Origin of the sequence: Microbacterium sp. LWO13-1.2, from assembly GCF_038397725.1 — a bacterium.
In the GTDB taxonomy this organism is placed as follows: domain Bacteria; phylum Actinomycetota; class Actinomycetes; order Actinomycetales; family Microbacteriaceae; genus Microbacterium.
In genome coordinates this window covers 3,446,642-3,469,529 of sequence record NZ_CP151634.1, presented here as the reverse complement: position 1 = coordinate 3,469,529, position 22,888 = coordinate 3,446,642, and the positions used below count along the sequence as shown (strand labels likewise).

The 22,888-nt window shown below is 66.9% G+C and carries 24 protein-coding genes; 22 read left to right on the top strand and 2 right to left on the bottom strand.

The window, feature by feature from the left end:
- Positions 1-119 precede the first annotated feature (119 nt).
- The 6 genes from lysA (at position 120) to MRBLWO13_RS16640 (ending at position 7,368) form a co-directional block, all read left to right on the top strand.
- Positions 120-1,538 carry a diaminopimelate decarboxylase gene (lysA, locus tag MRBLWO13_RS16665; RefSeq protein WP_341975202.1) on the top strand — a complete coding sequence of 473 codons (1,419 nt, stop codon included), beginning with the start codon at positions 120-122 and terminating at the stop codon, positions 1,536-1,538.
- Complete coding sequence (locus MRBLWO13_RS16660) at positions 1,535-2,839, top strand: homoserine dehydrogenase (protein ID WP_341975200.1); 1,305 nt, start codon at positions 1,535-1,537, stop codon at positions 2,837-2,839. The genes lysA and MRBLWO13_RS16660 overlap by 4 nt, the downstream gene beginning before the upstream one ends.
- The gene (thrB, locus tag MRBLWO13_RS16655; protein ID WP_341975199.1) at positions 2,836-3,771 is read left to right on the top strand and encodes a homoserine kinase; all 936 of its coding nucleotides are present in this window, start codon (positions 2,836-2,838) and stop codon (positions 3,769-3,771) included. The genes MRBLWO13_RS16660 and thrB overlap by 4 nt, the downstream gene beginning before the upstream one ends.
- Before the next feature lie 140 nt (positions 3,772-3,911).
- Entirely contained in the window at positions 3,912-5,831 is a 1,920-nt protein-coding gene (gene rho, locus MRBLWO13_RS16650) for a transcription termination factor Rho (RefSeq protein WP_341975198.1), read from the top strand.
- 6 nt (positions 5,832-5,837) lie between these two features.
- Positions 5,838-6,911 carry a peptide chain release factor 1 gene (gene prfA / locus MRBLWO13_RS16645; RefSeq protein WP_341975197.1) on the top strand — a complete coding sequence of 358 codons (1,074 nt, stop codon included), beginning with the start codon at positions 5,838-5,840 and terminating at the stop codon, positions 6,909-6,911.
- 55 nt (positions 6,912-6,966) lie between these two features.
- Positions 6,967-7,368, top strand: a complete 402-nt coding sequence (locus tag MRBLWO13_RS16640; RefSeq protein ID WP_341975196.1) for a hypothetical protein — start codon at positions 6,967-6,969, stop codon at positions 7,366-7,368.
- 6 nt (positions 7,369-7,374) lie between these two features.
- Here MRBLWO13_RS16640 and epsC read toward each other — a convergent pair whose 3' ends face one another.
- Together epsC and cysK are read right to left on the bottom strand one after the other, a co-directional pair.
- On the bottom strand, positions 7,375-7,950 hold the full coding sequence (gene epsC / locus MRBLWO13_RS16635) for a serine O-acetyltransferase EpsC (protein ID WP_341975195.1): 576 nt from the start codon (positions 7,948-7,950) through the stop codon (positions 7,375-7,377).
- The gene (gene cysK, locus MRBLWO13_RS16630; RefSeq protein WP_341975194.1) at positions 7,950-8,888 is read right to left on the bottom strand and encodes a cysteine synthase A; all 939 of its coding nucleotides are present in this window, start codon (positions 8,886-8,888) and stop codon (positions 7,950-7,952) included. Before cysK ends, epsC begins: the two co-directional genes overlap by 1 nt.
- A gap of 99 nt (positions 8,889-8,987) precedes the next feature.
- Between cysK and prmC the strand changes: the two genes are divergently transcribed.
- The 16 genes from prmC to MRBLWO13_RS16550 all read left to right on the top strand — a co-directional run bounded on the left by prmC (position 8,988) and on the right by MRBLWO13_RS16550 (position 22,853).
- A complete protein-coding gene (gene prmC, locus MRBLWO13_RS16625; protein WP_341975193.1) occupies positions 8,988-9,848 on the top strand; it encodes a peptide chain release factor N(5)-glutamine methyltransferase in 861 nt (286 codons plus the stop codon).
- Positions 9,849-9,896: 48 nt separating this feature from the next.
- Complete coding sequence (locus MRBLWO13_RS16620) at positions 9,897-10,595, top strand: L-threonylcarbamoyladenylate synthase (RefSeq protein ID WP_341975192.1); 699 nt, start codon at positions 9,897-9,899, stop codon at positions 10,593-10,595.
- Complete coding sequence (locus MRBLWO13_RS16615; protein WP_341975191.1) at positions 10,592-11,761, top strand: MraY family glycosyltransferase; 1,170 nt, start codon at positions 10,592-10,594, stop codon at positions 11,759-11,761. Before MRBLWO13_RS16620 ends, MRBLWO13_RS16615 begins: the two co-directional genes overlap by 4 nt.
- Positions 11,761-12,267, top strand: coding sequence for a hypothetical protein (locus MRBLWO13_RS16610; RefSeq protein ID WP_341975190.1), 507 nt, complete (start codon positions 11,761-11,763; stop codon positions 12,265-12,267). The genes MRBLWO13_RS16615 and MRBLWO13_RS16610 overlap by 1 nt, the downstream gene beginning before the upstream one ends.
- 144 nt (positions 12,268-12,411) lie before the next feature.
- Positions 12,412-13,200 carry a F0F1 ATP synthase subunit A gene (gene atpB / locus MRBLWO13_RS16605; protein WP_341975189.1) on the top strand — a complete coding sequence of 263 codons (789 nt, stop codon included), beginning with the start codon at positions 12,412-12,414 and terminating at the stop codon, positions 13,198-13,200.
- Between the two features lie 46 nt (positions 13,201-13,246).
- Entirely contained in the window at positions 13,247-13,483 is a 237-nt protein-coding gene (atpE, locus tag MRBLWO13_RS16600) for an ATP synthase F0 subunit C (RefSeq protein ID WP_341975188.1), read from the top strand.
- A 25-nt stretch (positions 13,484-13,508) separates the two neighbouring features.
- Positions 13,509-14,060, top strand: coding sequence for a F0F1 ATP synthase subunit B (locus tag MRBLWO13_RS16595; protein ID WP_341975187.1), 552 nt, complete (start codon positions 13,509-13,511; stop codon positions 14,058-14,060).
- The gene (locus tag MRBLWO13_RS16590) at positions 14,060-14,848 is read left to right on the top strand and encodes a F0F1 ATP synthase subunit delta (RefSeq protein ID WP_341975186.1); all 789 of its coding nucleotides are present in this window, start codon (positions 14,060-14,062) and stop codon (positions 14,846-14,848) included. Before MRBLWO13_RS16595 ends, MRBLWO13_RS16590 begins: the two co-directional genes overlap by 1 nt.
- Positions 14,849-14,900: 52 nt before the next feature.
- Positions 14,901-16,535, top strand: coding sequence for a F0F1 ATP synthase subunit alpha (atpA, locus tag MRBLWO13_RS16585; protein ID WP_341975185.1), 1,635 nt, complete (start codon positions 14,901-14,903; stop codon positions 16,533-16,535).
- 20 nt (positions 16,536-16,555) lie between these two features.
- Positions 16,556-17,455: a F0F1 ATP synthase subunit gamma gene (locus tag MRBLWO13_RS16580; protein ID WP_341975184.1), complete on the top strand. Its 900-nt coding sequence runs from the start codon at positions 16,556-16,558 to the stop codon at positions 17,453-17,455.
- A gap of 22 nt (positions 17,456-17,477) precedes the next feature.
- Positions 17,478-18,932 carry a F0F1 ATP synthase subunit beta gene (atpD, locus tag MRBLWO13_RS16575; RefSeq protein WP_341975183.1) on the top strand — a complete coding sequence of 485 codons (1,455 nt, stop codon included), beginning with the start codon at positions 17,478-17,480 and terminating at the stop codon, positions 18,930-18,932.
- A 2-nt stretch (positions 18,933-18,934) separates the two neighbouring features.
- Positions 18,935-19,195 carry a F0F1 ATP synthase subunit epsilon gene (locus MRBLWO13_RS16570; RefSeq protein ID WP_341975182.1) on the top strand — a complete coding sequence of 87 codons (261 nt, stop codon included), beginning with the start codon at positions 18,935-18,937 and terminating at the stop codon, positions 19,193-19,195.
- Between the two features lie 70 nt (positions 19,196-19,265).
- The gene (gene yaaA, locus MRBLWO13_RS16565) at positions 19,266-20,021 is read left to right on the top strand and encodes a peroxide stress protein YaaA (protein WP_341975181.1); all 756 of its coding nucleotides are present in this window, start codon (positions 19,266-19,268) and stop codon (positions 20,019-20,021) included.
- 138 nt (positions 20,022-20,159) lie between these two features.
- Complete coding sequence (locus MRBLWO13_RS16560; RefSeq protein ID WP_341975179.1) at positions 20,160-20,882, top strand: large exoprotein; 723 nt, start codon at positions 20,160-20,162, stop codon at positions 20,880-20,882.
- Between the two features lie 101 nt (positions 20,883-20,983).
- Positions 20,984-21,967: an aldo/keto reductase gene (locus MRBLWO13_RS16555; RefSeq protein ID WP_341975178.1), complete on the top strand. Its 984-nt coding sequence runs from the start codon at positions 20,984-20,986 to the stop codon at positions 21,965-21,967.
- Between the two features lie 79 nt (positions 21,968-22,046).
- The gene (locus MRBLWO13_RS16550) at positions 22,047-22,853 is read left to right on the top strand and encodes a protein phosphatase 2C domain-containing protein (RefSeq protein WP_341975177.1); all 807 of its coding nucleotides are present in this window, start codon (positions 22,047-22,049) and stop codon (positions 22,851-22,853) included.
- Positions 22,854-22,888 lie beyond the last annotated feature (35 nt).

Sequence of the window (22,888 nt, the reverse complement as noted above, 5' to 3'; positions counted from 1 at the left end):
GCAGGGGGCTTGACGCGAGGCGTCACCGTGAGGGAAGCGCTTCTGCCGGTGCCATAGAATCGGGGGCAACCTCGAAGTGCGCGATCCCGTGACGCGCTCCGTCCGACGATTGGTGCTCTGTGCTTTCCCCTGCCAACCCGCTCGCGCCGGACTGGCTCGTCGTGCCCGACGACGCGAACGACCTCGCAGAGGGCGTTTGGCCGGTATCCGCAGCCCGCGACGCCGACGGGACGCTGATCCTCTCCGGCATTCGCTCCACCACCCTCACTCAGAAGTACGGCACGCCGCTGCTCGTCCTCGACGAAGACGAGGTACGCCTGCGAGCCCGTGCGCTGCGCGCGGCTTTCGATGCGGCTGCAGCGGAGCACGACACGACAGTGCGGGTGTACTACGCGGGTAAGGCGTTCCTGTGCACCGCGGTGGCCCGGTGGGTCGTCGAAGAGGGGCTGTCGGTCGACGTCTGCACTCGTGGCGAACTCGAGGTCGCGCTCGCCGCAGGGGTGACTCCGTCATCCATCGGCTTCCACGGCAACAACAAGTCCGTCTCCGAGCTCGAACGCGCGGTCGAGGTCGGCGTCGGCACGATCATCGTCGACAGCGCCATCGAGATCGAGCGCCTCGCAGCCATCACCGCGCGTACCGACCGCGTCCAGCGCGTCATGGTCCGCGTGATCAGCGGTGTGCATGCCGAGACCCATGATTTCCTCGCGACCGCGCACGAGGATCAGAAGTTCGGCTTCCCGCTGCCTGATGCCGAGAAGGCCGTCGCCCGCATCCGTGAGATCTCCGGCCTGGAGTTCGTCGGACTGCACTGCCACATCGGATCGCAGATCTTCGGAGTGGCCGGGTTCCGCGAGTCCGCCTCCCGCGTGCTCGAACTCCATGCCGCGCTCCTCGCCGCCGGCCCGGTTCCGCAGCTGAACCTCGGTGGCGGCTTCGGCATCGCCTACACGCGGGTCGACGACCCGACGCCGATCGCGGAACTCGCAGCGGGCATCGTCGCTGCCGTTGCCGAAGGGTGCGCCGCTCGCGGCATCCCCGTGCCCGCTCTGGCCTTCGAACCAGGACGCGCGATCGTCGGCACGGCAGGGGTCACCCTCTACGAGGTCGGAACGACGAAGGACGTCACTGTCGAGTCGGGCGCCGCCCGGCTGTACGTGAGCGTCGACGGCGGCATGAGCGATAACGCACGGCCGGCCCTCTACGGTGCGCAGTACTCGGCGCGCCTGGCATCGCGCGCGGGCGTCGGCGAAGCGTTGCTCACCCGCGTCGTCGGCAAGCACTGCGAATCGGGTGACATCGTCGTCGACCACGAGTACCTTCCGGGAGACGTCACACCCGGCGACCTGCTCGCGGTCCCGGCGACCGGCGCGTACTGCGCGTCGTTGGCGAGCAACTACAACCACGTTCCACGTCCGCCCGTGATCGCCGTACGCGGCGGGAAGGCCACCGTGATCGTCCGAGGCGAGAGCATCGACGATCTCCTGGCACGAGACGCGGGCGTTCATGCAGAAGAAATCTCCGAAGGAGCACAATGACTGAGTACCGACGACTTCGGGTGGCGCTGCTGGGCGCCGGTGCCGTGGGCTCCCAGGTCGCGGCCCTGCTGCTGCGACACGGCGACGAGCTCGCCGACCGCGCCGGAGCCTTCCTGGAACTGGCCGGTATCGCCGTGCGCAACCCGGATGCCCCTCGTGAGGTGGACCTGCCGCAGGAGCTGTTCACCACCGACGCGGAGTCGCTCATCCTCAGCGCCGACATCGTCATCGAGTTGATCGGCGGCATCGAGCCGGCGCGCACGAACATCCTGCAGGCGATCGGTTCCGGCGCCGATGTGGTGACGGCGAACAAAGCGCTGCTCGCCACACATGGACCAGAGCTCTTCGAAGCAGCCGACCGCGTCGGCGCCTCGGTGTACTACGAGGCCGCCGCTGCGGGAGCGATCCCGATCATCCGACCGCTGCGCGACTCGCTCGCCGGTGATCGCGTCGTACGGATCATGGGCATCGTGAACGGCACCACCAACTACATCCTCGACCGGATGGAGACCGAGGGGGCCGACTTCGCCGACGTGCTCGCCGACGCTCAGCGGCTGGGCTACGCCGAGGCCGATCCCACAGCCGACGTCGAAGGCTACGATGCCGCGCAGAAGGCGGCGATCCTCGCGAGCCTCGCCTTCCACACCGCCGTTCCCCTGGATGCCGTGCATCGGGAGGGCATCTCCTCGATCTCCGCCTCGATGATCGAAGAGGCGCGTGCCGCCGGATTCGTCATCAAGCTCCTCGCCGTCTGCGAGCGGCTGGAGTCCGAGGGTGCCGAGTCGATCTCGGTGCGCGTCTATCCCGCGCTTGTTCCGCGGTCGCATCCGCTCGCTTCCGTGCACGGCGCGAACAACGCCGTCTTCGTCGAGGCCGAGGCCGCGGGCTCCTTGATGTTCTACGGCGCCGGCGCCGGTGGCGTGCAGACCGCATCCGCGGTGCTGGGCGACGTCGTCTCCGCGGCACGCCGCCACATCGCCGGCGGAGTCGGCGTCGGGGAGTCCACCAGGGCCAACCTCCCGATCGTGCCGATCGGGCACGTCACCACTCGTTACCAGATCACGCTCGAAGTGGCCGATGCGCCCGGCGTGCTCGCCACCGTCGCCGGCATCCTCAGCGACGGCGGCGTCTCCGTCGCCACCGTCGTGCAGACCGTGGAGGGTGAGGACGAGCCGACCGCGCGTCTCACCATCGGCACGCACCGCGCGACCGACCAGGCTCTCAGCGACACCGTCACGGCTCTCTCCGAGAGCTCCGTCGTCGAGCGCGTGGTCTCCGTCCTGCGCGTGGAAGGCGAGTGACCGTGGCAGCGGGACGCACCGTCGAGGTGCGGGTCCCGGCGACGAGCGCGAACCTCGGACCGGGCTTCGACACGCTGGGCCTGGCGCTCAGCGTCTACGACTCGCTCCTCGTGACGGCGCTGCCCGCCGGCGCGCTCGAGATCGAGGTGTCCGGTTCCGGCGCCGACGAGATCTCTCGCGACGATTCCAACCTCATCGTCCGCACCGTCGCCCACGTCTACGCCGACGTGGAGCGTCCGATGCCGGGTCTGCGCATCGTCGCGGAGAACGGGGTCCCGCACGGTCGCGGCCTCGGCTCGTCCGGCGCGGCCGTGGCCGCAGGTGTGCTCGCGGCGAAGGGACTGCTCGCCGGCGACGTCGAGATCAGCGATGATGATCTGCTGCGTCTGGCCACCGAGATGGAGGGCCATCCGGACAACGTCGCGCCGGCGCTGTTCGGCGGTCTCACGATCGCGTGGATGGGTGAGCGCGGCGCCCAGCACAAGAAGCTGCTCGTGCATCGCGGTGTCTCGCCGCTCGTGCTCGTGCCCGCGTACACGATGTCGACGTCGCTCGCCCGGTCGCTGCAGCCGCCGCAGGTGTCCCGAGAAGACGCCGTCTTCAACGTCTCGCGCTCCGCGCTGCTGATCGCCGCGCTCACGCAGAGCCCTGAGCTCCTGTTCGATGCGACGGCGGACCGCCTGCATCAGGACTACCGTGCCGAAGCGATGCCCGAGACGCAGCGACTCGTGCAGGCGCTGCGACGTGCGGGCTTCGCGGCAGTGGTCTCCGGCGCGGGGCCGAGCGTGCTCGTCCTCGCAGACGGCTCAGGCAGCCGACAGGATGCCGTCGAGCTCGCGGGTTCCGTCACAGACACCCCGTGGGAGGCCCTCCTGCTCGCGGTCGACGTGCGTGGTGGTACAGTGGGGATTCGAGCGGAGGGCTCCACGTAACTACGTGAATCTGGCCCCAATGCAATCTGCATGACCCGCACGTGAACCCAAAGGCCTCATGGCCACGGCTGGCGGACGCTGAGCGTCTGCCCGTGCGATCGCGCGCAGCACCCGTTGTGTGCGTACAACGCTCATTTCCCATGACATATGAGGGAGTACTCGTGGAGAACTTCTCCGGTACCCAGAACGACCAGGCGACTTCGGCCGCCGAAGCTCCGGCAGCAGCCGTGAGCACTGACGCGGCTTCGGCCGCACCGGCTCGCAAGCGCGCACCGCGCCGCGCATCGACCGCCACTGCGGCGGCGAAGGCCGAGAAGGCGGCAGCAGCAGCCGCTGCACCCGCAGACGCGCCGGCACCCGAGCAGGCTCCTGCCGCTCCAGCCGAGACGGCAGAAGCCGCACCCAAGGCGAAGGCGCCGCGTCGCAGCCGCGCCAAGAAGGCGGATGCCGAGGCGACGGATGCTCCGGCCGCTGCGGTCGAGGCACCTGCCGCGCCGGCAGAGGCTCCCGCTGAGCCGGCCGCGAAGCCGGCCGCCGATGCCGCCCCGAAGACCACCGGTCGCGGACGCCGCACCGCGAAGCCGGCGCAGGAGGCTCCTGCCGAGGCTCCGGCCGCAGAGCAGCCTGCATCCGCTCCGGCGGAGACCGCGCCGGCGAACGGCGACGGCTCATCCGAGAACGCCGATGGCGGCGACGAGCAGAACGGCCGTGGCCGTGGCCGCAACCGCAGCCGCAACCGCGGACGTGGTCAGAACGGTACCCCGCAGGAGCAGCAGCAGCAGCCCGCTCCCGCCGAGACCGAGCAGTCCGCGAACAGCCGCAACCGCCAGCGCAACAAGCGCCGCGGCGGCGAGCCCACCGACGAGTTCGACACGGAGATCGGCGAGGACGACGTCCTCATCCCGATCGCCGGCATCCTCGACGTGCTCGACAACTACGCATTCGTCCGCACCACCGGCTACCTCGCCGGCCCCAGTGACGTCTACGTCTCCCTCGGACAGGTGAAGAAGTACAACCTGCGCAAGGGCGACGCGATCGTCGGCTCCATCAAGCAGCCCCGCGAGGGCGAGCAGCCGGGTCGCCAGAAGTACAACGCCCTGGTGAAGGTCGACTCCATCAACGGTCTGTCCGTCGACGACGCCGCGACCCGCGTCGAGTTCGGCAAGCTCACCCCGCTGTACCCGCAGGAGCGTCTGCGCCTGGAGACGGCGCCCGAGAAGCTCACCCAGCGCATCATCGACCTCGTCGCCCCGATCGGCAAGGGGCAGCGCGGTCTCATCGTGGCGCCGCCGAAGGCAGGCAAGACGATCGTCCTGCAGCAGATCGCCAACGCGATCGCGCAGAACAACCCCGAGGTCCACCTCATGGTCGTGCTCGTCGACGAGCGCCCCGAAGAGGTCACCGACATGGAGCGTTCGGTGAAGGGCGAGGTCATCGCCTCGACCTTCGACCGCCCCGCCGAGGACCACACCACGGTCGCCGAGCTCGCCATCGAGCGCGCCAAGCGCCTCGTCGAGCTGGGTCGCGACGTCGTCGTGCTGCTCGACTCGATCACGCGTCTGGGCCGTGCGTACAACCTCGCAGCTCCCGCCTCCGGCCGGGTGCTCACCGGCGGTGTCGATGCGTCCGCTCTGTACCCGCCGAAGCGCTTCTTCGGTGCCGCACGCAACATCGAGAACGGCGGATCGCTCACGATCATCGCCACCGCGCTCGTCGAGACCGGGTCCAAGATGGACGAGGTCATCTTCGAGGAGTTCAAGGGCACAGGCAACAGCGAACTGCGCCTCTCGCGCTCGCTCGCTGACAAGCGGATCTTCCCGGCTGTCGACGTCAACGCGTCGAGCACCCGCCGCGAGGAGATGCTGCTCTCGGTCGACGAGGTCAAGATCACGTGGAAGCTGCGTCGTGCCCTTGCGGGCCTCGACCAGCAGCAGGCCCTCGAGGTCGTGCTCGGCAAGCTGAAGGAGACGCACTCGAACGTCGAGTTCCTCATCCAGATGCAGAAGTCGATGCCGGCTCCGACCGCCGGTGGTCACAGCCACGACAACAACATCCGCTGAGCTGACGTGTTCGAGTCCGTCCAGACTCTCATCGACGAGCATCGCCGGGTCCAGGAGGAGCTCTCCGACCCGGCGGTGCACGCCGACGCTGCGCGAGCCAAGCGGGTCAACCGCCGCTACGCGGAGCTGAGCCGGATCGTCGCGGCCTACGACGCGTGGGTGGCGGCGACGGATGATCTGGATGCTGCGCGCGAGTTCGCCAAGGAAGACGAGGCGTTCGCCGAGGAGGTGCCGTCTCTCGAGGCGGGTCTCCAGGCCGCGCACGAGCGGCTGCGGCGACTGCTCATCCCGCGCGACCCTGATGACGCGCGCGACGTGATCATGGAGATCAAGGCGGGGGAGGGCGGCGCCGAATCGGCACTGTTCGCCGCCGATCTGCTCCGGATGTACATCCAGTACGCGGCATCCAAGGGCTGGAAGACCGAGCTGCTCGAGCGGAACGAATCCGACCTCGGCGGCTACAAGGACGTCCAGATCGCGATCAAGGGATCATCGACCGATCCGGCGCAGGGGGTCTGGGCGCACCTCAAGTACGAGGGCGGCGTGCACCGTGTGCAGCGGGTGCCCGCCACCGAGTCGCAGGGACGCATCCACACCTCGACCACCGGAGTGCTGGTCTTCCCCGAGGTCGACGAGCCCGACGAGATCGAGATCAACCAGAACGATCTCAAGATCGACGTGTTCCGCTCCTCCGGACCGGGCGGCCAGTCCGTGAACACCACGGACTCGGCGGTGCGCATCACGCACCTACCGACCGGCATCGTCGTATCGATGCAGAACGAGAAGTCGCAGCTGCAGAACCGAGAGGCCGGCATGCGCGTACTGCGCGCCCGCTTGCTGGCTCGGCAGCAGGAGGAGCTGGATGCAGTGGCATCCGACGCGCGCAAGTCGCAGATCCGCACGATGGACCGCTCCGAGCGCATCCGGACGTACAACTTCCCGGAGAACCGCATCGCCGATCACCGCACCGGATTCAAGGCCTACAACCTCGACCAGGTGATGGACGGTGCACTGGAGCCGATCATCGAGAGCGCGATCCAGGCCGACGAAGAGGCTCGCCTCGCCGCCGTCGGCTCCTGACGCCGGACCGCGCGTCCTTCTGCGAGGTTCGCATGCGGAGCGCTAGGCTCGCCGCGTGATCACGCACCTGTTCCGCACGCTCATCTATCTCGTGTCGGCCGGCCTCGGCCTCATCGTCGCCGACCTCGCGCTCGAGGGCTTCCAGATCGACTGGTCGAAATGGTGGGGTTTCGTCATCTGCATCGTGATCTTCGCGATCCTGCAGACCATTCTGGGCCCGCTGATCAGCAAGCTGGCCGACCGCTTCGCTCCGGTGCTGCTCGGCGGGATCGGCATCTTCTCGACGCTGATCGCCCTGGTCGTCGTCGTGCTGCTGCCGATCGGGGGCCTGCGGATCGTCGATGTCTCGGGCTGGATCCTGGGGTCCGTGATCGTCTGGCTGGTCACCGCTCTCGGCACGATTCTGCTGCCGATGATCTTCCTCAAGAAGGAAGCCCGCGGCACACGCTCGCGCTGAGCGCTCTCAGATCGAGTAGTCCGAGAAATCGGGGGCGGTGAGCACAGCTCGGGTGTCCTCGCCGACGACTCGCTGGCGCGGCTTGGCCGGCACACCGACCAGGATGCTGTCCGCCGGTGCATCCTTCGTCACGACGGCGTTCGCGCCGACGACGGAGCCGGCGCCGATCGTGATGGGGCCGAGGATCTTCGCGCCGGCGCCGACGGCCACGCCGTCACCGAGCGTCGGGTGCCGTTTGCCGGAGTCTCGGGTGCGACCGCCGAGGGTGACCCCGTGATACAGCATCACGTCATCGCCGATCTCGGCCGTCTCTCCGATCACCACGCCCATGCCGTGATCGATGAAGAACCGCCGACCGATCTGCGCGCCGGGGTGGATCTCGATGCCGGTCAGCCAGCGGGTGGCCTGGGACCCCAGTCGGGCGACGAAGCGCGCCCGGTGCGTCCAGAGCCAGTGCCAGGCACGGTACGCCCAGGTCGCGTGGAGCCCGGGATAGAGCAGAGCGATCTCCAGGCTCGAGCGAGCAGCGGGATCTCGCTTGGCCGCTGCGAGATCCTCGCGCATTCGCGAGATGGCGCTCATCAGTCCTCGCGGATGTCCTCGAACAGCGCGGTCGACAGGTAGCGCTCGCCCGTGTCGGGGATGATCACGACGATCTTCTTTCCGGCGTTCTCCGGGCGTGCGGCGACGGCGAGTGCGGCCCATGCGGCCGCACCGCTGGAGATGCCGACCAGCAGGCCTTCCTTCGCCGCGAGGGCACGAGCGGTCGAGATCGCGTCCTCGAACTCGACGGTGACCACTTCGTCGTACACGGTCGTGTCGAGGATCGGGGGAACGAAGTTCGGGCCGATGCCCTGGATCTTGGCAGGGCCGGGCGTGCCCTGCGAGAGCAGCGGCGACGCGGTGGGCTCGACGGCGATCACCTTGAGGTCGGGGTTGCGCTGCTTGAGCACCTGGCCGACGCCGGTGATGGTCCCGCCGGTGCCGATTCCGGCCACGAAGATGTCGACGTCGCCGTCGGTGTCGCGCCAGATCTCCTCAGCTGTGGTGCGACGGTGGATCTCAGCGTTGGCCTGATTCTCGAACTGACGGGCGAGGATCGCGCCAGGGGTCTCGGCGGCGATGCGCTCGGCCTCGGCGATGGCGCCCTTCATTCCGAGCGTCGGGTCGGTGAGGACGAGCTGCGCGCCGAACGCCTTGAGCAGCACACGGCGCTCCTTCGACATCGACGAGGGCATCGTGAGGATCACCGTGTAGCCGCGCGCTGCGCCGACGAGCGAGAGCGCGATGCCGGTGTTGCCGCTGGTGGCTTCGATGATCGTCCCGCCGGGCGCGAGCGTGCCTGCCTCTTCAGCCGCGTTGATGATCGCGATGCCGAGACGGTCCTTGACGCTGGAACCCGGGTTGAAGAACTCGAGTTTCGCGAGCACCGTCGCACCCAGGCCCTCGGTGACCCGATTCAGACGGACCAGGGGAGTGTTTCCGAACGCGGTGGTGATGTCTGCGTGGATGCCGGGCATGAAGGGCCTTTCCTAGACGGGACTCTGCGGCACCAGCCTAGGTGAGCGCCCTTGTCCGACGGCCAATGTGACGGCGAATTGCGCTCTACGCTGGAACCCATGCCCGAATCCTCTCTCGCTGCGCTCGTGCGAGCCGCCGCGCAGCGCCTCGCCGACGCGGGCGTTCCGGATCCTCTGATCGACACGGAACTGCTGGCCGCGCACGTCCTCCAGCTGCGCCGGGGTGAAGTGCAGGCGGCGATCATCCGCGGCGACGGGGTGAGCGAGGAGGCCGCGGCGGCGCTCGATGACCTCGTGTCCCGGCGCGCACGGCGCGAGCCGCTGCAGCATCTCACCGGGACGGCGCCGTTCCGTCATCTGGAACTCGCCGTCGGGCCGGGAGTGTTCGTGCCGCGGCCCGAGACCGAGATCGTCGTCCAGTACGCCATCGACGCGCTGTTGAACGCCGCGGATCCGGAACCTATCGGCATCGATCTCGGCACCGGCAGCGGGGCGATCGCGCTGGCGATGGCCACCGAGGTGCCGCACGCCAGGATCTTCGCCGCCGAGATCTCCGCAGACGCTCACGCCTGGGCCCAGCGCAACACCGCGGGAATCGCCAATCTGACGCTGGTGCACGCGGACCTCGCAGATGCGTTCACAGAGCTCGAGGGAACGGCGGTGGTCGTGATCTCGAACCCTCCGTATGTTCCGGATGCCGCCGTGCCGCGCGATCCCGAAGTCCGTCTGTTCGATCCCGCTCTGGCCCTGTACGGCGGGGCGGACGGGCTGGACATCGTCCGAGTGCTCAGCATCCGCGCCCGGCAGCTCCTCATGCCCGGCGGGCTCCTCGTGATCGAGCACGGCGAGCTGCAGGGCGAGGCCATCCGAGACATCCTCACCACCGACGGGTGGCGCGCCGCAGCGACGCATCGCGACCTCACACAGCGCGACCGTGCGACGACCGCCCTGCGGGCCTGAGTCCCGGCGCCTACTCATCCAGGAACTCCCAACTAGAATCGAGTGGTCATGTCTTCCATCTTCGACTGCACCGACGCGGCGCAACTGCTCACCGGCATGCGCCATGCGCGCCAGGCGATCGGTCGCGGCGAACTCATCGTGATGCCCACCGACACCGTCTACGGCGTGGCCGCTGACGCGTTCTCCCCGGCGGCCGTGCAACGGCTGCTCGACGCGAAGGGTCGCGGCCGTGATGCGCCGCCACCGGTGCTGATCGGCACGAAGGAGACGCTGAACGCCCTGGTCGAAGAAGTCCCTGAGGCGGTCCAGAAGCTGGTCGATGCGTTCTGGCCCGGAGGCCTGACGATCGTGCTGCCCGCGCAGCCTTCGCTGGTCTGGGACCTCGGTGAGACGCTGGGCACGGTCGCCGTGCGCATGCCAGAGGGGCGCGTCGCCTTGGAGCTGCTCGCCGAGACCGGCCCGATGGCTGTCTCCAGCGCGAACCTCACCGGCAAGGACGCAGCGATCTCGGCGTACGACGCCGAGCGGATGCTGGGCGACAGCGTCGCCGTGTACCTCGCCGACGGCCTGAGCAAGAACGGCATCGCTTCGACCATCGTCGATGCGACCTCCCTCGTGCGACGCGGCGCGGATGACGAGACGGGCCAGGTGCGGATCCTCCGCGACGGCGTGGTCACCCGCGATCAGCTGAGCGAGGTGCTCGGCGACCTGCTGGAGCCGATCGCATCCTCGGACGAGGATTCGTGAAGCAGTACCTCTTCACGATCATTCTGACCGCAGCGATCACATTCGCGCTGACCTGGGCGGTCTGGCGGCTGAGCCTGCGCTTCAAGCTGTACCCCGGGATCCGAGAGCGTGACGTGCACACCACGCCGACACCCCGACTCGGCGGTGTCGCGATCTTCCTCGGCATCGCCGCGGCGATCGGATTCTCCGCGGCGAATCCGTTCTTCGACACCATGTGGGTCCGCCCGCAGACCATGTGGGCGATCCTCGGCGCCTCCCTGCTGATCGCTGTGATCGGCGTGATCGACGATCTCTGGGATCTGGACTGGATGATCAAGCTGGGCGCGCAGTTCCTCGCGGCCGGCGTCATCACCGTCGGCGGTGGACTGCAGATCCTCTCGTTGCCGTTCGGCGACATCATCGTCTTCTCCAGCTGGTTCAGCATCACGATGACGATGTTCGCCATCGTCATCGTGATGAATGCGGTGAACTTCATCGACGGTCTCGACGGCCTCGTCGCCGGAGTCTGCCTGATTTCGAACGGCGTGTTCTTCGCCTACTCCTACATCCTCACCAGAGACACCGGAGCCTCCAGTTACTTCAACCTGGCATCCTTCCTCGCTGCTGTCCTGATCGGTGCCTGCCTCGGGTTCCTGCCGTTCAACTGGAGCCCGGCCAAGCTCTTCATGGGCGACTCCGGCGCGCTGGTGCTGGGTCTGCTGATGGCGACGTCCGCCATCGCGCTCACCGGCCAGTTGGATCCCTCTGCCCTCGACCCGGAGCAGCTGGGGCGTTCGCAGCTGCTCGGCGCGTTCATTCCGATTCTGCTGCCGGTGCTCGTCGTCCTGCTTCCGCTGCTCGACTTCGGGCTCGCGGTGCTCCGCAGGATGAGCGCCGGAAGGTCCCCGTTCTCTCCCGATCGCAAGCACCTGCATCACCGGATGCTCGATCTGGGGCATCGCGATCGCGACGCCGTGCTCATCTTCTACGCGTGGGCGGCGGTGATCTCACTGGCGGTGCTGCTGATGTACGTCGGCGCGCGTGAGGACTGGCCAGGGCAGTATCTGCCCGGTGTCGCCTTCGGCGTCGTGGGCATCGGTGCCTGCCTCGTGATCACCCTGATCCCCTCACGCCGCGCGATGCCAACCGCATCCGCCGAGCCCGACCCGTCACCCCTGGAGTCCTGATGAGCCCGACCCCCGTGTCCAGCACGCCGATCCTGCGCCGCACCCTGATCTGGTCGGGTGTCGCGACGGCGGTGCTCGCCGTCATCGCCGGCGCACTCGGTTTCGTCTTCGCGCAGGGCGAGGGCCTCGTGAGCGGCCTGCTCGGCGTCGTCCTCGCAGCGTTGTTCCTCGCGATCACGGCGATCAGCATCCTGGTGGCCAACCGCTGGTACGGAGACCCGATCTACGTGCAGCTCTTCTTCGCGATCGTGCTCGGCGGATGGCTGCTCAAGCTCGGCGTCTTCTTCCTGATCATGGTGTTGGTGAGCGGGCAGCCGTGGATCCATCCGACGGTCTTCCTGCTCTCGATCGTCGCCGGCGTCCTGATGTCGCTCGTGATCGACGCGATCGTGCTGATGAGGATGCGTCTGCCCATCGTGAGCGACGCGTCGCTGCCGACGGAGGTCCCAGAGGACCGTGCACCCGGCGCCCCGGAGTGGCCCTCCGACGGCGGCGCCGCGTCTTAGGTCACCCTCAGATTCTGATAGTGTTGACACGTGCCCGCCGCTCGTCCGCGAGCGCTTGCGCTGTGAAGCACACCGACCATCGTCGCCCCGGTTTTGACCGGTGCCCCGAAGCTGGAGCCCGCGCTGTTCAATCTTGCTGCGACCATGATGCCCCGACTTGCCTCCGACGACGGCGAGTTCCACGGACCGTCGATCGATGAGTTCTTCCCAGATGCCGTCTTCCAGATCGGCGACCTGGTCATCCATCGCATCCACCTGATCCAATTCCTGGCGACGGCGATCGTGGTAGTCCTCCTCGTGCTGGGCACCCGGAGGATGCGAGTCGTCCCCGGCCGCTTCCAGAGCGTCGTCGAGATGGGTCTCGACTTCGTCCGCGTGAACATCGCAGAAGACTTGCTCGGACGCAAGGACGGCCGTCGGTTCCTGCCGATCCTCACAACGCTGTTCTTCATGATCCTGTTTATGAACCTCACGGGCATCATCCCGTTCCTGAACATCGCCGGAACCAGCATCATCGCCGTTCCGCTGCTGCTCGCGGCCGTGAGCTACGTGACGTTCATCTATGCGGGCATTAAGAAGAGCCCGAAGAACTTCTTCAAGAACTCGCTCTTCCCCTCCGGCGTGCCGCCGTTCCTCTACATCATCGTCACCCCGCTCGAGATCATCTCGACGTTCATCATCCGGCCGGTGACGCTGACGCTTCGACTCCTGATGAACATGATCGTCGGCCACCTCATGCTGGTGCTGTTCTTCTCGGCGACGCAGTTCTTCGTGTTCACACTTGGCAACGGCTGGATTGCCGTCGGCGCCGGGACTCTCGCCTTCGGCTTCGCCTTCACCCTGTTCGAGGTCCTGGTGGCCTTCCTGCAGGCTTACGTCTTCACCATCCTCACCGCGGTCTACATCCAGCTCGCGGTCGCAGAAGAGCACTGAGCGGGTCGGCAACACCTGCCTTCCCTCCCAACGAAAGGAAAAACCCGTGGACGCAACTACGGTTCTCGCTGAAATCTCCGGCAACATCGCGACTGTCGGCTACGGCCTCGCAGCCATTGGCCCCGCCATCGGCGTGGGCATCGTCGTCGGCAAGACGATCGAGGGTGTTGCCCGTCAGCCCGAGCTCGCCGGTCGCCTGCAGGTCCTGATGTGGATCGGTATCGCCTTCACCGAGGCGCTCGCCTTCATCGGCATCGCGACGTACTTCATCTTCACCAACTGACCGCCGAACTCGACAAGGAGACAGGATGCTGAACGCTCTTGTCACATCCGCAGCGGAAGAGGCGGCTCACAACCCGCTAATTCCCGAGTGGTACGACATCATCTGGTCGGGCGTCTGCTTCGTCATCATCCTGGGCGTGGTGTGGAAGGTCGCACTGCCCAAGATGTACGCGCTGCTCGACGCGCGGTCCGCCGCTATCGAGGGCAACATCGCCAAGGCCGACGAGGCGCAGAAGCAGGCGGAGGCGGCACTCGAGGAGTACACGCGTCAGCTTGCTGAGGCGCGCACCGAGGCCGGTGAGATCCGCGAAGCCGCCCGTGAGGACGGCAAGAAGATCGTCACCGAGGCGAAGGATGCGGCGTCGAGCGAAGCCGCTCGCATCACCGCGACCGCACACACGCAGATCGAGGCAGAGCGCCAGGCCGCTCTCGTCTCGCTCCGCTCCGAGGTGGGTACGCTCGCGATCGACCTCGCCGGTGGCGTGGTCGGAGAGACCCTCTCCGACGACGCACGTGCAACGGCCGTCGTCGACCGCTTCCTCGCCGACCTCGAAGCATCCGAGAAGGCGGCTCAGTAATGGGCAGCGCGACCACTCAGGCACTCGCGGCATCCACTCAGGCGCTTGCCGCAGCGTCCGGCGTCACGCTCGACACCGCGCGGGAGCTCTTCGCCGCCGCACGTGCCGTGGGCGAGTCGTCCCACCTGAGCGGCGCGCTCGCCGACCCCGCGGCTCCGGTCGCGGCGCGACAGAACGTCGTCGCAGCGGTGTTCGGCGGGTACTCGGCGAACACGAGGGACGTCCTCAAGGTCGCCGTTGCTGAGCGCTGGTCGAACGCCGACCAGCTCATCGACGGCATCGAGGAGCTCGCAATCCGGGCAGCGGCGATCGCCGACGCGAACGCGGACATCGAGGGCGACCTGTTCGCCTTCACCCGTGTGATCGCGGCGAACGCCGAGCTCGAGCTCGCGCTCGGCGGACGGCTCGGGGGAGAGGACGCCAAGGGCGCTCTCGTCGATCGACTGCTCGCGAACGGCGCCAGCGCCCCCGCGGCACTGATCGTCGCCTCGCTGGTCCGCCAGCCCCGTGGACGCCGCGTGCGCCAGCTGCTGAGCCGGGCGATGAACATCGTCTCCAGCCAGCGCGGCCGCGTTGTGGCCACGGTGCACAGTGCGAAAGCGCTCACCGCAGCCCAGCAGACCCGTCTGAGTGACGCTCTCTCGCGTCGCTACGACGGCCGGGTGTCGCTCAACGTCGTCATCGACCCGACCGTCGTCGGAGGCCTGCGTGTGCAGATCGCCGATGACGTCATCGACGGCAGCATCGCCGCACGTCTCGCCGATCTTCGCCAGAAGCTCGCGGGCTAACACGATTTTCGCGCGGGGAACCGCGCAGACTCTCTAATACAAAGGGAAGACAATGGCAGAACTATCGATCAGCCCCGACGTCATCCGTGACGCGCTGAAGGACTTCGCCGCTGCGTACGTGCCCTCCGGGGCCGCGGCGACCGAGGTCGGCACCGTCATCGACGCGGCAGACGGCATCGCGCACGTCGAAGGACTGCCCGGTGTGATGGCGAACGAGCTCGTCACCTTCGGCGACGGCACCAAGGGTCTCGCGCTGAGCCTTGACGAGCACCAGATCGGCGTCGTCGTCCTCGGCGACTTCAAGGGCGTCGAGGCCGGCCAGAAGGTCACCCGCACCGGTGAGGTCCTCTCCGTGCCGGTCGGTGACGGCTACCTCGGCCGCGTTGTCGACCCGCTCGGCAACCCGATCGACGGCCTCGGCTCCATCGAGACCGAGGGCATTCGTGCGCTCGAGCTCCAGGCGCCCGGTGTGATGCAGCGCAAGTCCGTGCACGAGCCGATGCAGACCGGCATCAAGGCCATCGACGCCATGATCCCCGTCGGCCGCGGTCAGCGTCAGCTGATCATCGGCGACCGCCAGACCGGCAAGACGGCCATCGCGATCGACACGATCATCAACCAGAAGGACAACTGGGAGTCGGGCGACGTCAACAAGCAGGTCCGCTGCATCTACGTCGCGATCGGTCAGAAGGGCTCCACCATCGCTTCGGTGAAGGGTGCGCTCGAAGAGGCCGGCGCCCTGGAGTACACCACGATCGTGGCTGCTCCCGCATCAGACCCCGCCGGCTTCAAGTACCTCGCCCCCTACACGGGTTCGGCGATCGGTCAGCACTGGATGTACGGCGGCAAGCACGTCCTCATCATCTTCGACGACCTGTCGAAGCAGGCAGAGGCCTACCGCGCCGTTTCGCTGCTCCTGCGTCGTCCGCCGGGCCGCGAGGCTTACCCGGGTGACGTGTTCTACCTGCACTCCCGTCTGCTGGAGCGTTGCGCGAAGCTGTCCGACGAGCTCGGTGCGGGCTCGATGACGGGTCTCCCGATCATCGAGACCAAGGCGAACGACGTCTCGGCATACATCCCGACCAACGTGATCTCGATCACCGACGGCCAGATCTTCCTGCAGTCCGACCTCTTCAACGCCAACCAGCGTCCCGCGGTCGACGTGGGTATCTCGGTCTCGCGCGTCGGTGGTGACGCTCAGGTCAAGTCGATCAAGAAGGTCTCCGGAACGTTGAAGCTGGAGCTCGCGCAGTACCGCTCGCTCGAGGCCTTCGCGATGTTCGCCTCCGACCTCGATGCGGCTTCGCGTCGTCAGCTGTCGCGCGGTGCACGTCTGACCGAGCTTCTCAAGCAGCCGCAGTACTCGCCGTACCCGGTCGAGGAGCAGGTCGTCTCGATCTGGGCCGGAACCAACGGCAAGCTCGACACGATCGAGGTCGAAGACGTTCTGCGCTTCGAGCGCGAGCTGCTCGACCACCTGCGTCGCAACAGCAAGGTGCTCGAGACGCTGCGTGAGACCAACGTCCTGGACGACGACACGGTCGCGGAGCTCACGAAGCAGACGGATGCCTTCATCCTGGAGTTCCAGGGTGGCAAGGGACACGCCATCGGCGCCCCGGGTCACGAGGAGTATGCGGCTGCGGAGGACGTCAACCAGGAGAAGATCGTCAAGGGTCGTCGCGCGTAATCGCGTGAGGTACTGAAAACATGGGCGCTCAACTCAGGGTCTACAAGCAGAAGATCTCTTCTGCCCAGACGACCAAGAAGATCACGAAGGCGATGGAACTCATCGCGGCTTCGCGCATCCAGAAGGCGATGGCACGCGTCAAAGCGTCCACCCCCTTCGCGCGAGCCGTGACGCGTGCCGTATCCGCCGTCGCGACCCACTCGAACGTGGATCACCCGCTCACCCGGGAGCCGGAGAACATCAGCCGCTCTGCGGTTGTCATCTTCTCGTCGGATCGCGGTCTCGCCGGTGCGTTCAACTCGCAGATCCTCCGTGAGGGTCTCGAGGTCGCCGAGCTCCTGCGCGAGCAGGGCAAGGAGCCGGTGTTCTACCTCATCGGACGCAAGGCGGTCGGATACTTCCAGTTCCGTCGCATCGCAGCGGCCGCGCAGTGGACCGGCGACACCGACACCCCCTCGTTCCACACGGCGGAGGAGATCGCGCACACGCTGCTCGACGCCTTCTCCCGCGGTGGCGACGGCGGCGGAGTCGACGAGATCCACCTCGTGTACAACCGTTTCGTCAGCATGATGACGCAGACGCCGGAGTCCGTGCGCCTGCTTCCGCTGGAGATCACGGAGGCCGACGACTCGGAGGCGGGGAGCACTGTCTACCCGCTGTACGAGTTCGAGCCGGATGCCGAGACCGTGCTGGACGCGATCCTGCCGGTGTACATCCAGAGCCGCGTGTTCAATGCCCTCCTGCAGTCGTCCGCGGCGAAGCAGGCAGCGACGCAGAAGGCGATGAAGTCCGCCAGCGACAACGCCGACAAGCTCATCACCGACTACACCCGCCTGCGCAACAACGCGCGCCAGGCTGAGATCACGCAGCAGATCGCGGAGATCGTCGGCGGCGCCGACGCACTCTCATCGAGCAAATAGAACCTCAGGAAAGAGACGAGAAATGACCCCCACCGCTACGGCTGACAAGCCCGCGACCGCGGTCGTCGGGCGCGTCGCACGCGTCAACGGTCCGGTTGTCGACATCGAGTTCCCGCACGACTCGATCCCCGAAATCTACAACGCGCTGAAGACCACGATCACGATCGGCGAAGAGTCGACCGAGATCACGCTCGAGGTCGCACAGCACCTCGGCGACGACCTGGTCCGCGCCATCGCTCTGAAGCCGACCGACGGCATCGTCCGCGGCCAGGAGGTGCGCGACACCGGCGAGGCCATCTCGGTCCCCGTCGGCGACGTCACCAAGGGCAAGGTCTTCAACGTGATCGGCGAGGTCCTCAACGGCGAGCCCGGTGAGGTCCTCGAGGTCACCGAGCGCTGGCCGATCCACCGCAAGGCGCCGAACTTCGACCAGCTTGAGTCCAAGACTCAGATGTTCGAGACCGGCATCAAGTCGATCGACCTTCTCACCCCGTATGTGCTGGGTGGAAAGATCGGTCTGTTCGGTGGCGCCGGTGTCGGCAAGACCGTCCTCATCCAGGAGATGATCCAGCGCGTCGCGCAGGACCACGGTGGTGTGTCGGTGTTCGCCGGTGTCGGCGAGCGTACCCGTGAGGGCAACGACCTCATCCACGAGATGGAAGAGGCGGGCGTCTTCGACAAGACCGCCCTGGTGTTCGGTCAGATGGACGAGCCGCCGGGAACGCGTCTGCGCGTGGCCCTCTCGGCTCTGACGATGGCGGAGTACTTCCGCGACGTGCAGAAGCAGGACGTGCTGCTCTTCATCGACAACATCTTCCGCTTCACGCAGGCCGGTTCCGAGGTCTCCACGCTGCTGGGTCGCATGCCCTCCGCCGTGGGTTACCAGCCGAACCTCGCCGACGAGATGGGCGTCCTCCAGGAGCGCATCACGTCGACCCGTGGTCACTCGATCACCTCGCTGCAGGCGATCTACGTGCCGGCCGACGACTACACCGACCCGGCTCCGGCGACCACGTTCGCTCACCTCGACGCCACCACCGAGCTTTCGCGTGAAATCGCGTCGAAGGGTCTGTACCCGGCGATCGACCCGCTGACCTCGACGTCGCGCATCATGGACCCCCGGTACTTGGGCGAGGACCACTACCGCGTGGCCACGACGGTCAAGCAGATCCTCCAGAAGAACAAGGAACTGCAGGAGATCATCGCCATCCTCGGTGTCGACGAGCTCTCCGAAGAGGACAAGATCGTCGTGTCGCGTGCACGTCGCATCCAGCAGTTCCTCTCGCAGAACACCTACATGGCCAAGAAGTTCACGGGTGTCGAGGGTTCGACCGTCCCGCTGAAGGAGACGATCGAGTCCTTCGACGCGATCACTCGCGGTGACTTCGACCACGTCGCCGAGCAGGCCTTCTTCAACGTCGGTGGCATTGCCGACGTCGAAGAGAAGTGGGCTCAGATCCAGAAGGAGAACGGCTGATCATGGCACTGCATGTCAGCCTCGTCTCCGCAGACGCGGAGGTCTGGACGGGAGAAGCGACCCTCGTGGTCGCGAAGACCGTCGAGGGCGAAATCGGCTTCATGACCGGTCACGAGCCGGTGCTGGCCATCCTCGCCGAGGGACAGGTCCGGATCACGCAGGCCGACGGCACCAAGGTGCTCGCGAACGCGCAGGACGGATTCCTCTCCATGGAGGGCAGCAACCTGACGATCGTCGCCGGCAACGCGGCTCTCATCGCCTAGCAACGAATCGATTCCGAAGCGCAAGGATCCGAAGGGTCCTTGCGCTTCGGCGTCCCCGTGAGGAAAACGCATGAAGATCCTGCTGCCGCCGTCGGAGACCAAGCGGGCCGGGGGAGCCGGCGCGGCCATCGAGCTGGACTCTCTGCCTTTGCCCGATCTCCTCGACAAGCGCAGAGCAGTCGCCGATGCCCTCGTCGATCTCGCGGCAGACGAAGTCGCGGCGCGTCGCGTGCTCAAACTGAGCGAGCGTCAACTCGGTGACATCACCCACAATCGGATGCTGCGATCATCGGCGACGATGCCGGCCGCCGACCGGTACACGGGCGTCCTCTTCGACGCGCTGGATGCCGCGACTCTCTCCGCTGCATCGCGACGCTGGCTCGGCGCCCATGTGTGGATCCACTCCGCTCCGTTCGGGCCGGTGGGCGCGCTCGATGCGATTCCGTCGTATCGGCTCGCCGCAGGGACCTCGCTGCCGGGAGTCGCGGCGTTGCGCCGGCATTGGGCCGATGCGACGACCGCAGCCATCGCGCGCGAACAGCCCGCCTTCGTGCTGGATCTGCGCAGTGAGGCCTACGTCGCGCTCGGTCCGATCCCGGCATCCGTCCCCGCTGCCTATGTGCGCGTCGTCACCGATGACGGGGGCACCGCGCGTGCGCTCAACCACTTCAACAAGAAGGCCAAGGGACAACTCGTGCGCGCTCTGGCCGAAGCCCGTCCTCGATTGCGATCGCTCCGCGCCCTGCGCACGTGGACGGCAGAACAGGGGATCATGCTGCGCCCGACCGACGATCGCGGAGTGCTCGAGCTCGTCGTCGCCGACTGACCGGCAAAACAGATGGGGATTTCTCTCCGCGTGTGTGATTGCCCGGTCACAGCGACCCCGCTAGTGTGGTGACGCGAAGCCCCGTTGTTTCGCGGAAGAACGCGCACTGCGTTCCTCAGACCAAGGAATGTGAGACTCATGTACCAAGACGACGCGTCAGTCTACGCGGCGCTTGCCGGCGTATATTTCGTACTCTTCCTCTTCGCGATCGTGTTCTACGTCATCGCGTCCATCTTCATGATGAAGATCTTCGAGAAAGCAGGTGTTCAGGGCAAGTGGCGCGCCTGGGTGCCCGTGTACAACACCTTGATCTTCGCGAAGCTCGGCGACATCTCGCCCTGGGTCGTCCTGATCCTGTTCGGTGTCTCGTTCATCCCGTTCCTGAACTTCCTGACCGGCATCGGTCTCGCGATCGTGATGGCCCTCGCGGCCTGGCGCGTCGGCCTGAAGCTGCAGAAGGACGCCGTCTGGGTGGTGCTGTACGTGCTCCTTAGCATCGTCTGGCTCGGCATCAATGCGTTCGACAAGTCGCGTTGGAACTCGAACATCGCACCCGCGCCGTGGGCCGGCAACAGCTTCATGGCCGACTCGACCGTGTGGCAGGGCATTCCGGTGCAGTCGTCTGCTGCGGCCGCTCCTCAGGGCTACGGTGCAGCGCCTCAGGGCTACGCACCGCCGGCTCCTCAGGGCTACGCACCTCCGGCTCAGCCTGGCTACGCACCGCCCGTCGCACCGTCCGCTCCGGCGACGTCGGCTCCGAGCGTCCCGCCGGTTCCGCCGACCACGCCGCCGGCTCCACCGGCTGCACCGCCGGCACCTCCCGCCGCACCGCCGGTGAACCCCACGCCGCCCCCGGCCTGACAATCTGTGCAGAGAGCCCTCGACTTCGGTCGGGGGCTCTCTTCTTTCTGTGCAGAGCCTGTCGCGCCGACGGAGTGGATCGCTGGGATAACGTGGACGGCATGGTGATGTCGCAGCGCCGCGTAGGCGCATCCGGTCTTCTCGTCTCGCCCACGGGCCTCGGCTGCAACAACTTCGGACGTGCGGGTACCGCGACCGAGACCCTTGACGGCACTCGCGAGGTCATCGATGCCGCGATCGCGAACGGGATCACCTTCCTCGACACCGCCGATATGTACGGCGCGATCGCCGGAACCAGCGAAACGCTGATGGGACAGGCCCTGGAGGGACGTCGCGATCGCTTCGTGCTGGCCACGAAGTTCGGGCACGAGCGCGACATGGGCTATGACTTCCCGGCGGGACGAGGCTCCCGCCGCTACGTCCGCCGCGCGGTGGAGGAGTCGCTGCGTCGCCTGCGGACCGATTGGATCGACCTCTACCAGCTGCATCTGCCCGATCTCGAGACGCCGATCGCCGAGACGATCGATGCCCTCGATGAGCTGGTGAAAGAGGGGAAGATCCGCTATTACGGGCACTCGAACTTCACCGGATGGCAGATAGCCGAGGCGGATTTCACGGCCAGAGAGCGCTCCACCGGACGTTTCATCTCGGCACAGAACCACTACTCGCTGCTCGCCCGCGCCGCAGAACGCGACGTGCTCCCCGCCGCCGCGCGGTACGGGCTCGGTTTCTTTCCCTACTTCCCGCTGCACAACGGGCTGCTCACGGGCAAGTTCACACGCGACGGGGGACCGGCATCGAGTCGGATCATGTCCACGCGTCGGCACGTCTGGGAGAACGCTCCGTGGGATGCGCTCGAAGAATTCCGCGGGTTCTGCGCTGACCGCGACATCACCATGCTGCAGGCGGCGTTCGGCTGGCTGCTGGCGCAACCTGCGGTGTCCAGCGTGATCGCAGGGGCGACCTCGGCCGCCCAGGTGGAGGCGAATGCGGCAGCGGGCACGGCCTGGCAACCGGATGAGACGGACCTCGCGGTCATCGACGGACTCTTCCCGCTTCCTGAAGATCCGGGAGCCCGGGTATGAGGGCGGATGCGGAGTTCTACTACGATGTGTGAGTATCCTGCGCTCTCCCGAATGACCGCAGGGATTTCGGAGGATGCACGTGGCTGAGACGACAACCCAGACGCGCAATCTCATGGTCGCGGACCATGAGATGCGGCTCTCCTGGGCAGGCGTCACCGATCAGGGTCGTCGTCGGGACTCGAACCAGGATGCCTACCTCGCCGAGTTCCCGCTCTTCATCGTCGCTGACGGCATGGGCGGTCACGCCGGCGGCGAGATCGCCAGCCGAAGCGCGATCGGTCGTCTGCAGACGGTGGTCTCCGATGGTCTCGTCAGTCGCGCCGCGATCGAGCGTGCCCTGGAACTCGCAGTCGGCGACATCGCCGACCACCCGGAGACGACCGACGAGGGTACGGGAACGACGTTGACCGGGGTGTTCCTCGATCTCGATGCCGACCTGCCGCACTGGGTGTCGTTGAACATCGGGGACTCCCGCGTCTACCTCCTTCGCGACGACCGCCTGCTTCAGGTCACCACGGATCATTCCGTGGTGCAGGAACTCATCGCCGCGGGCAAGATCAGCCCGGAAGAAGCCGAGGGGCACCCGTACAGCAACGTCATCACGCGTGCCGTCGGGGCGAGCGAACTGACGGCCCCCGACTACATCACCCTCGATGTGCGCGCCGGCGATCGCTTCGTGATCTGCTCGGACGGTCTCACCAAGGAGCTCACGGACTACGGCATCCAGCACTTCCTGCGGGAGAACGCCGATCCCGCCGATGCCGTCGATGCGATGCTGGTCGCGGCTCTCGAGAACGGTGGTCGGGACAACGTGACGCTCATCATCGTGCAGACGACCGAAGAAACCGCTGACTCCTCCTCCACAGACGCAGAAACCGTCGAATAGCGGCCGGGCCCTGTGGACAGGGCGGATACTGCTTC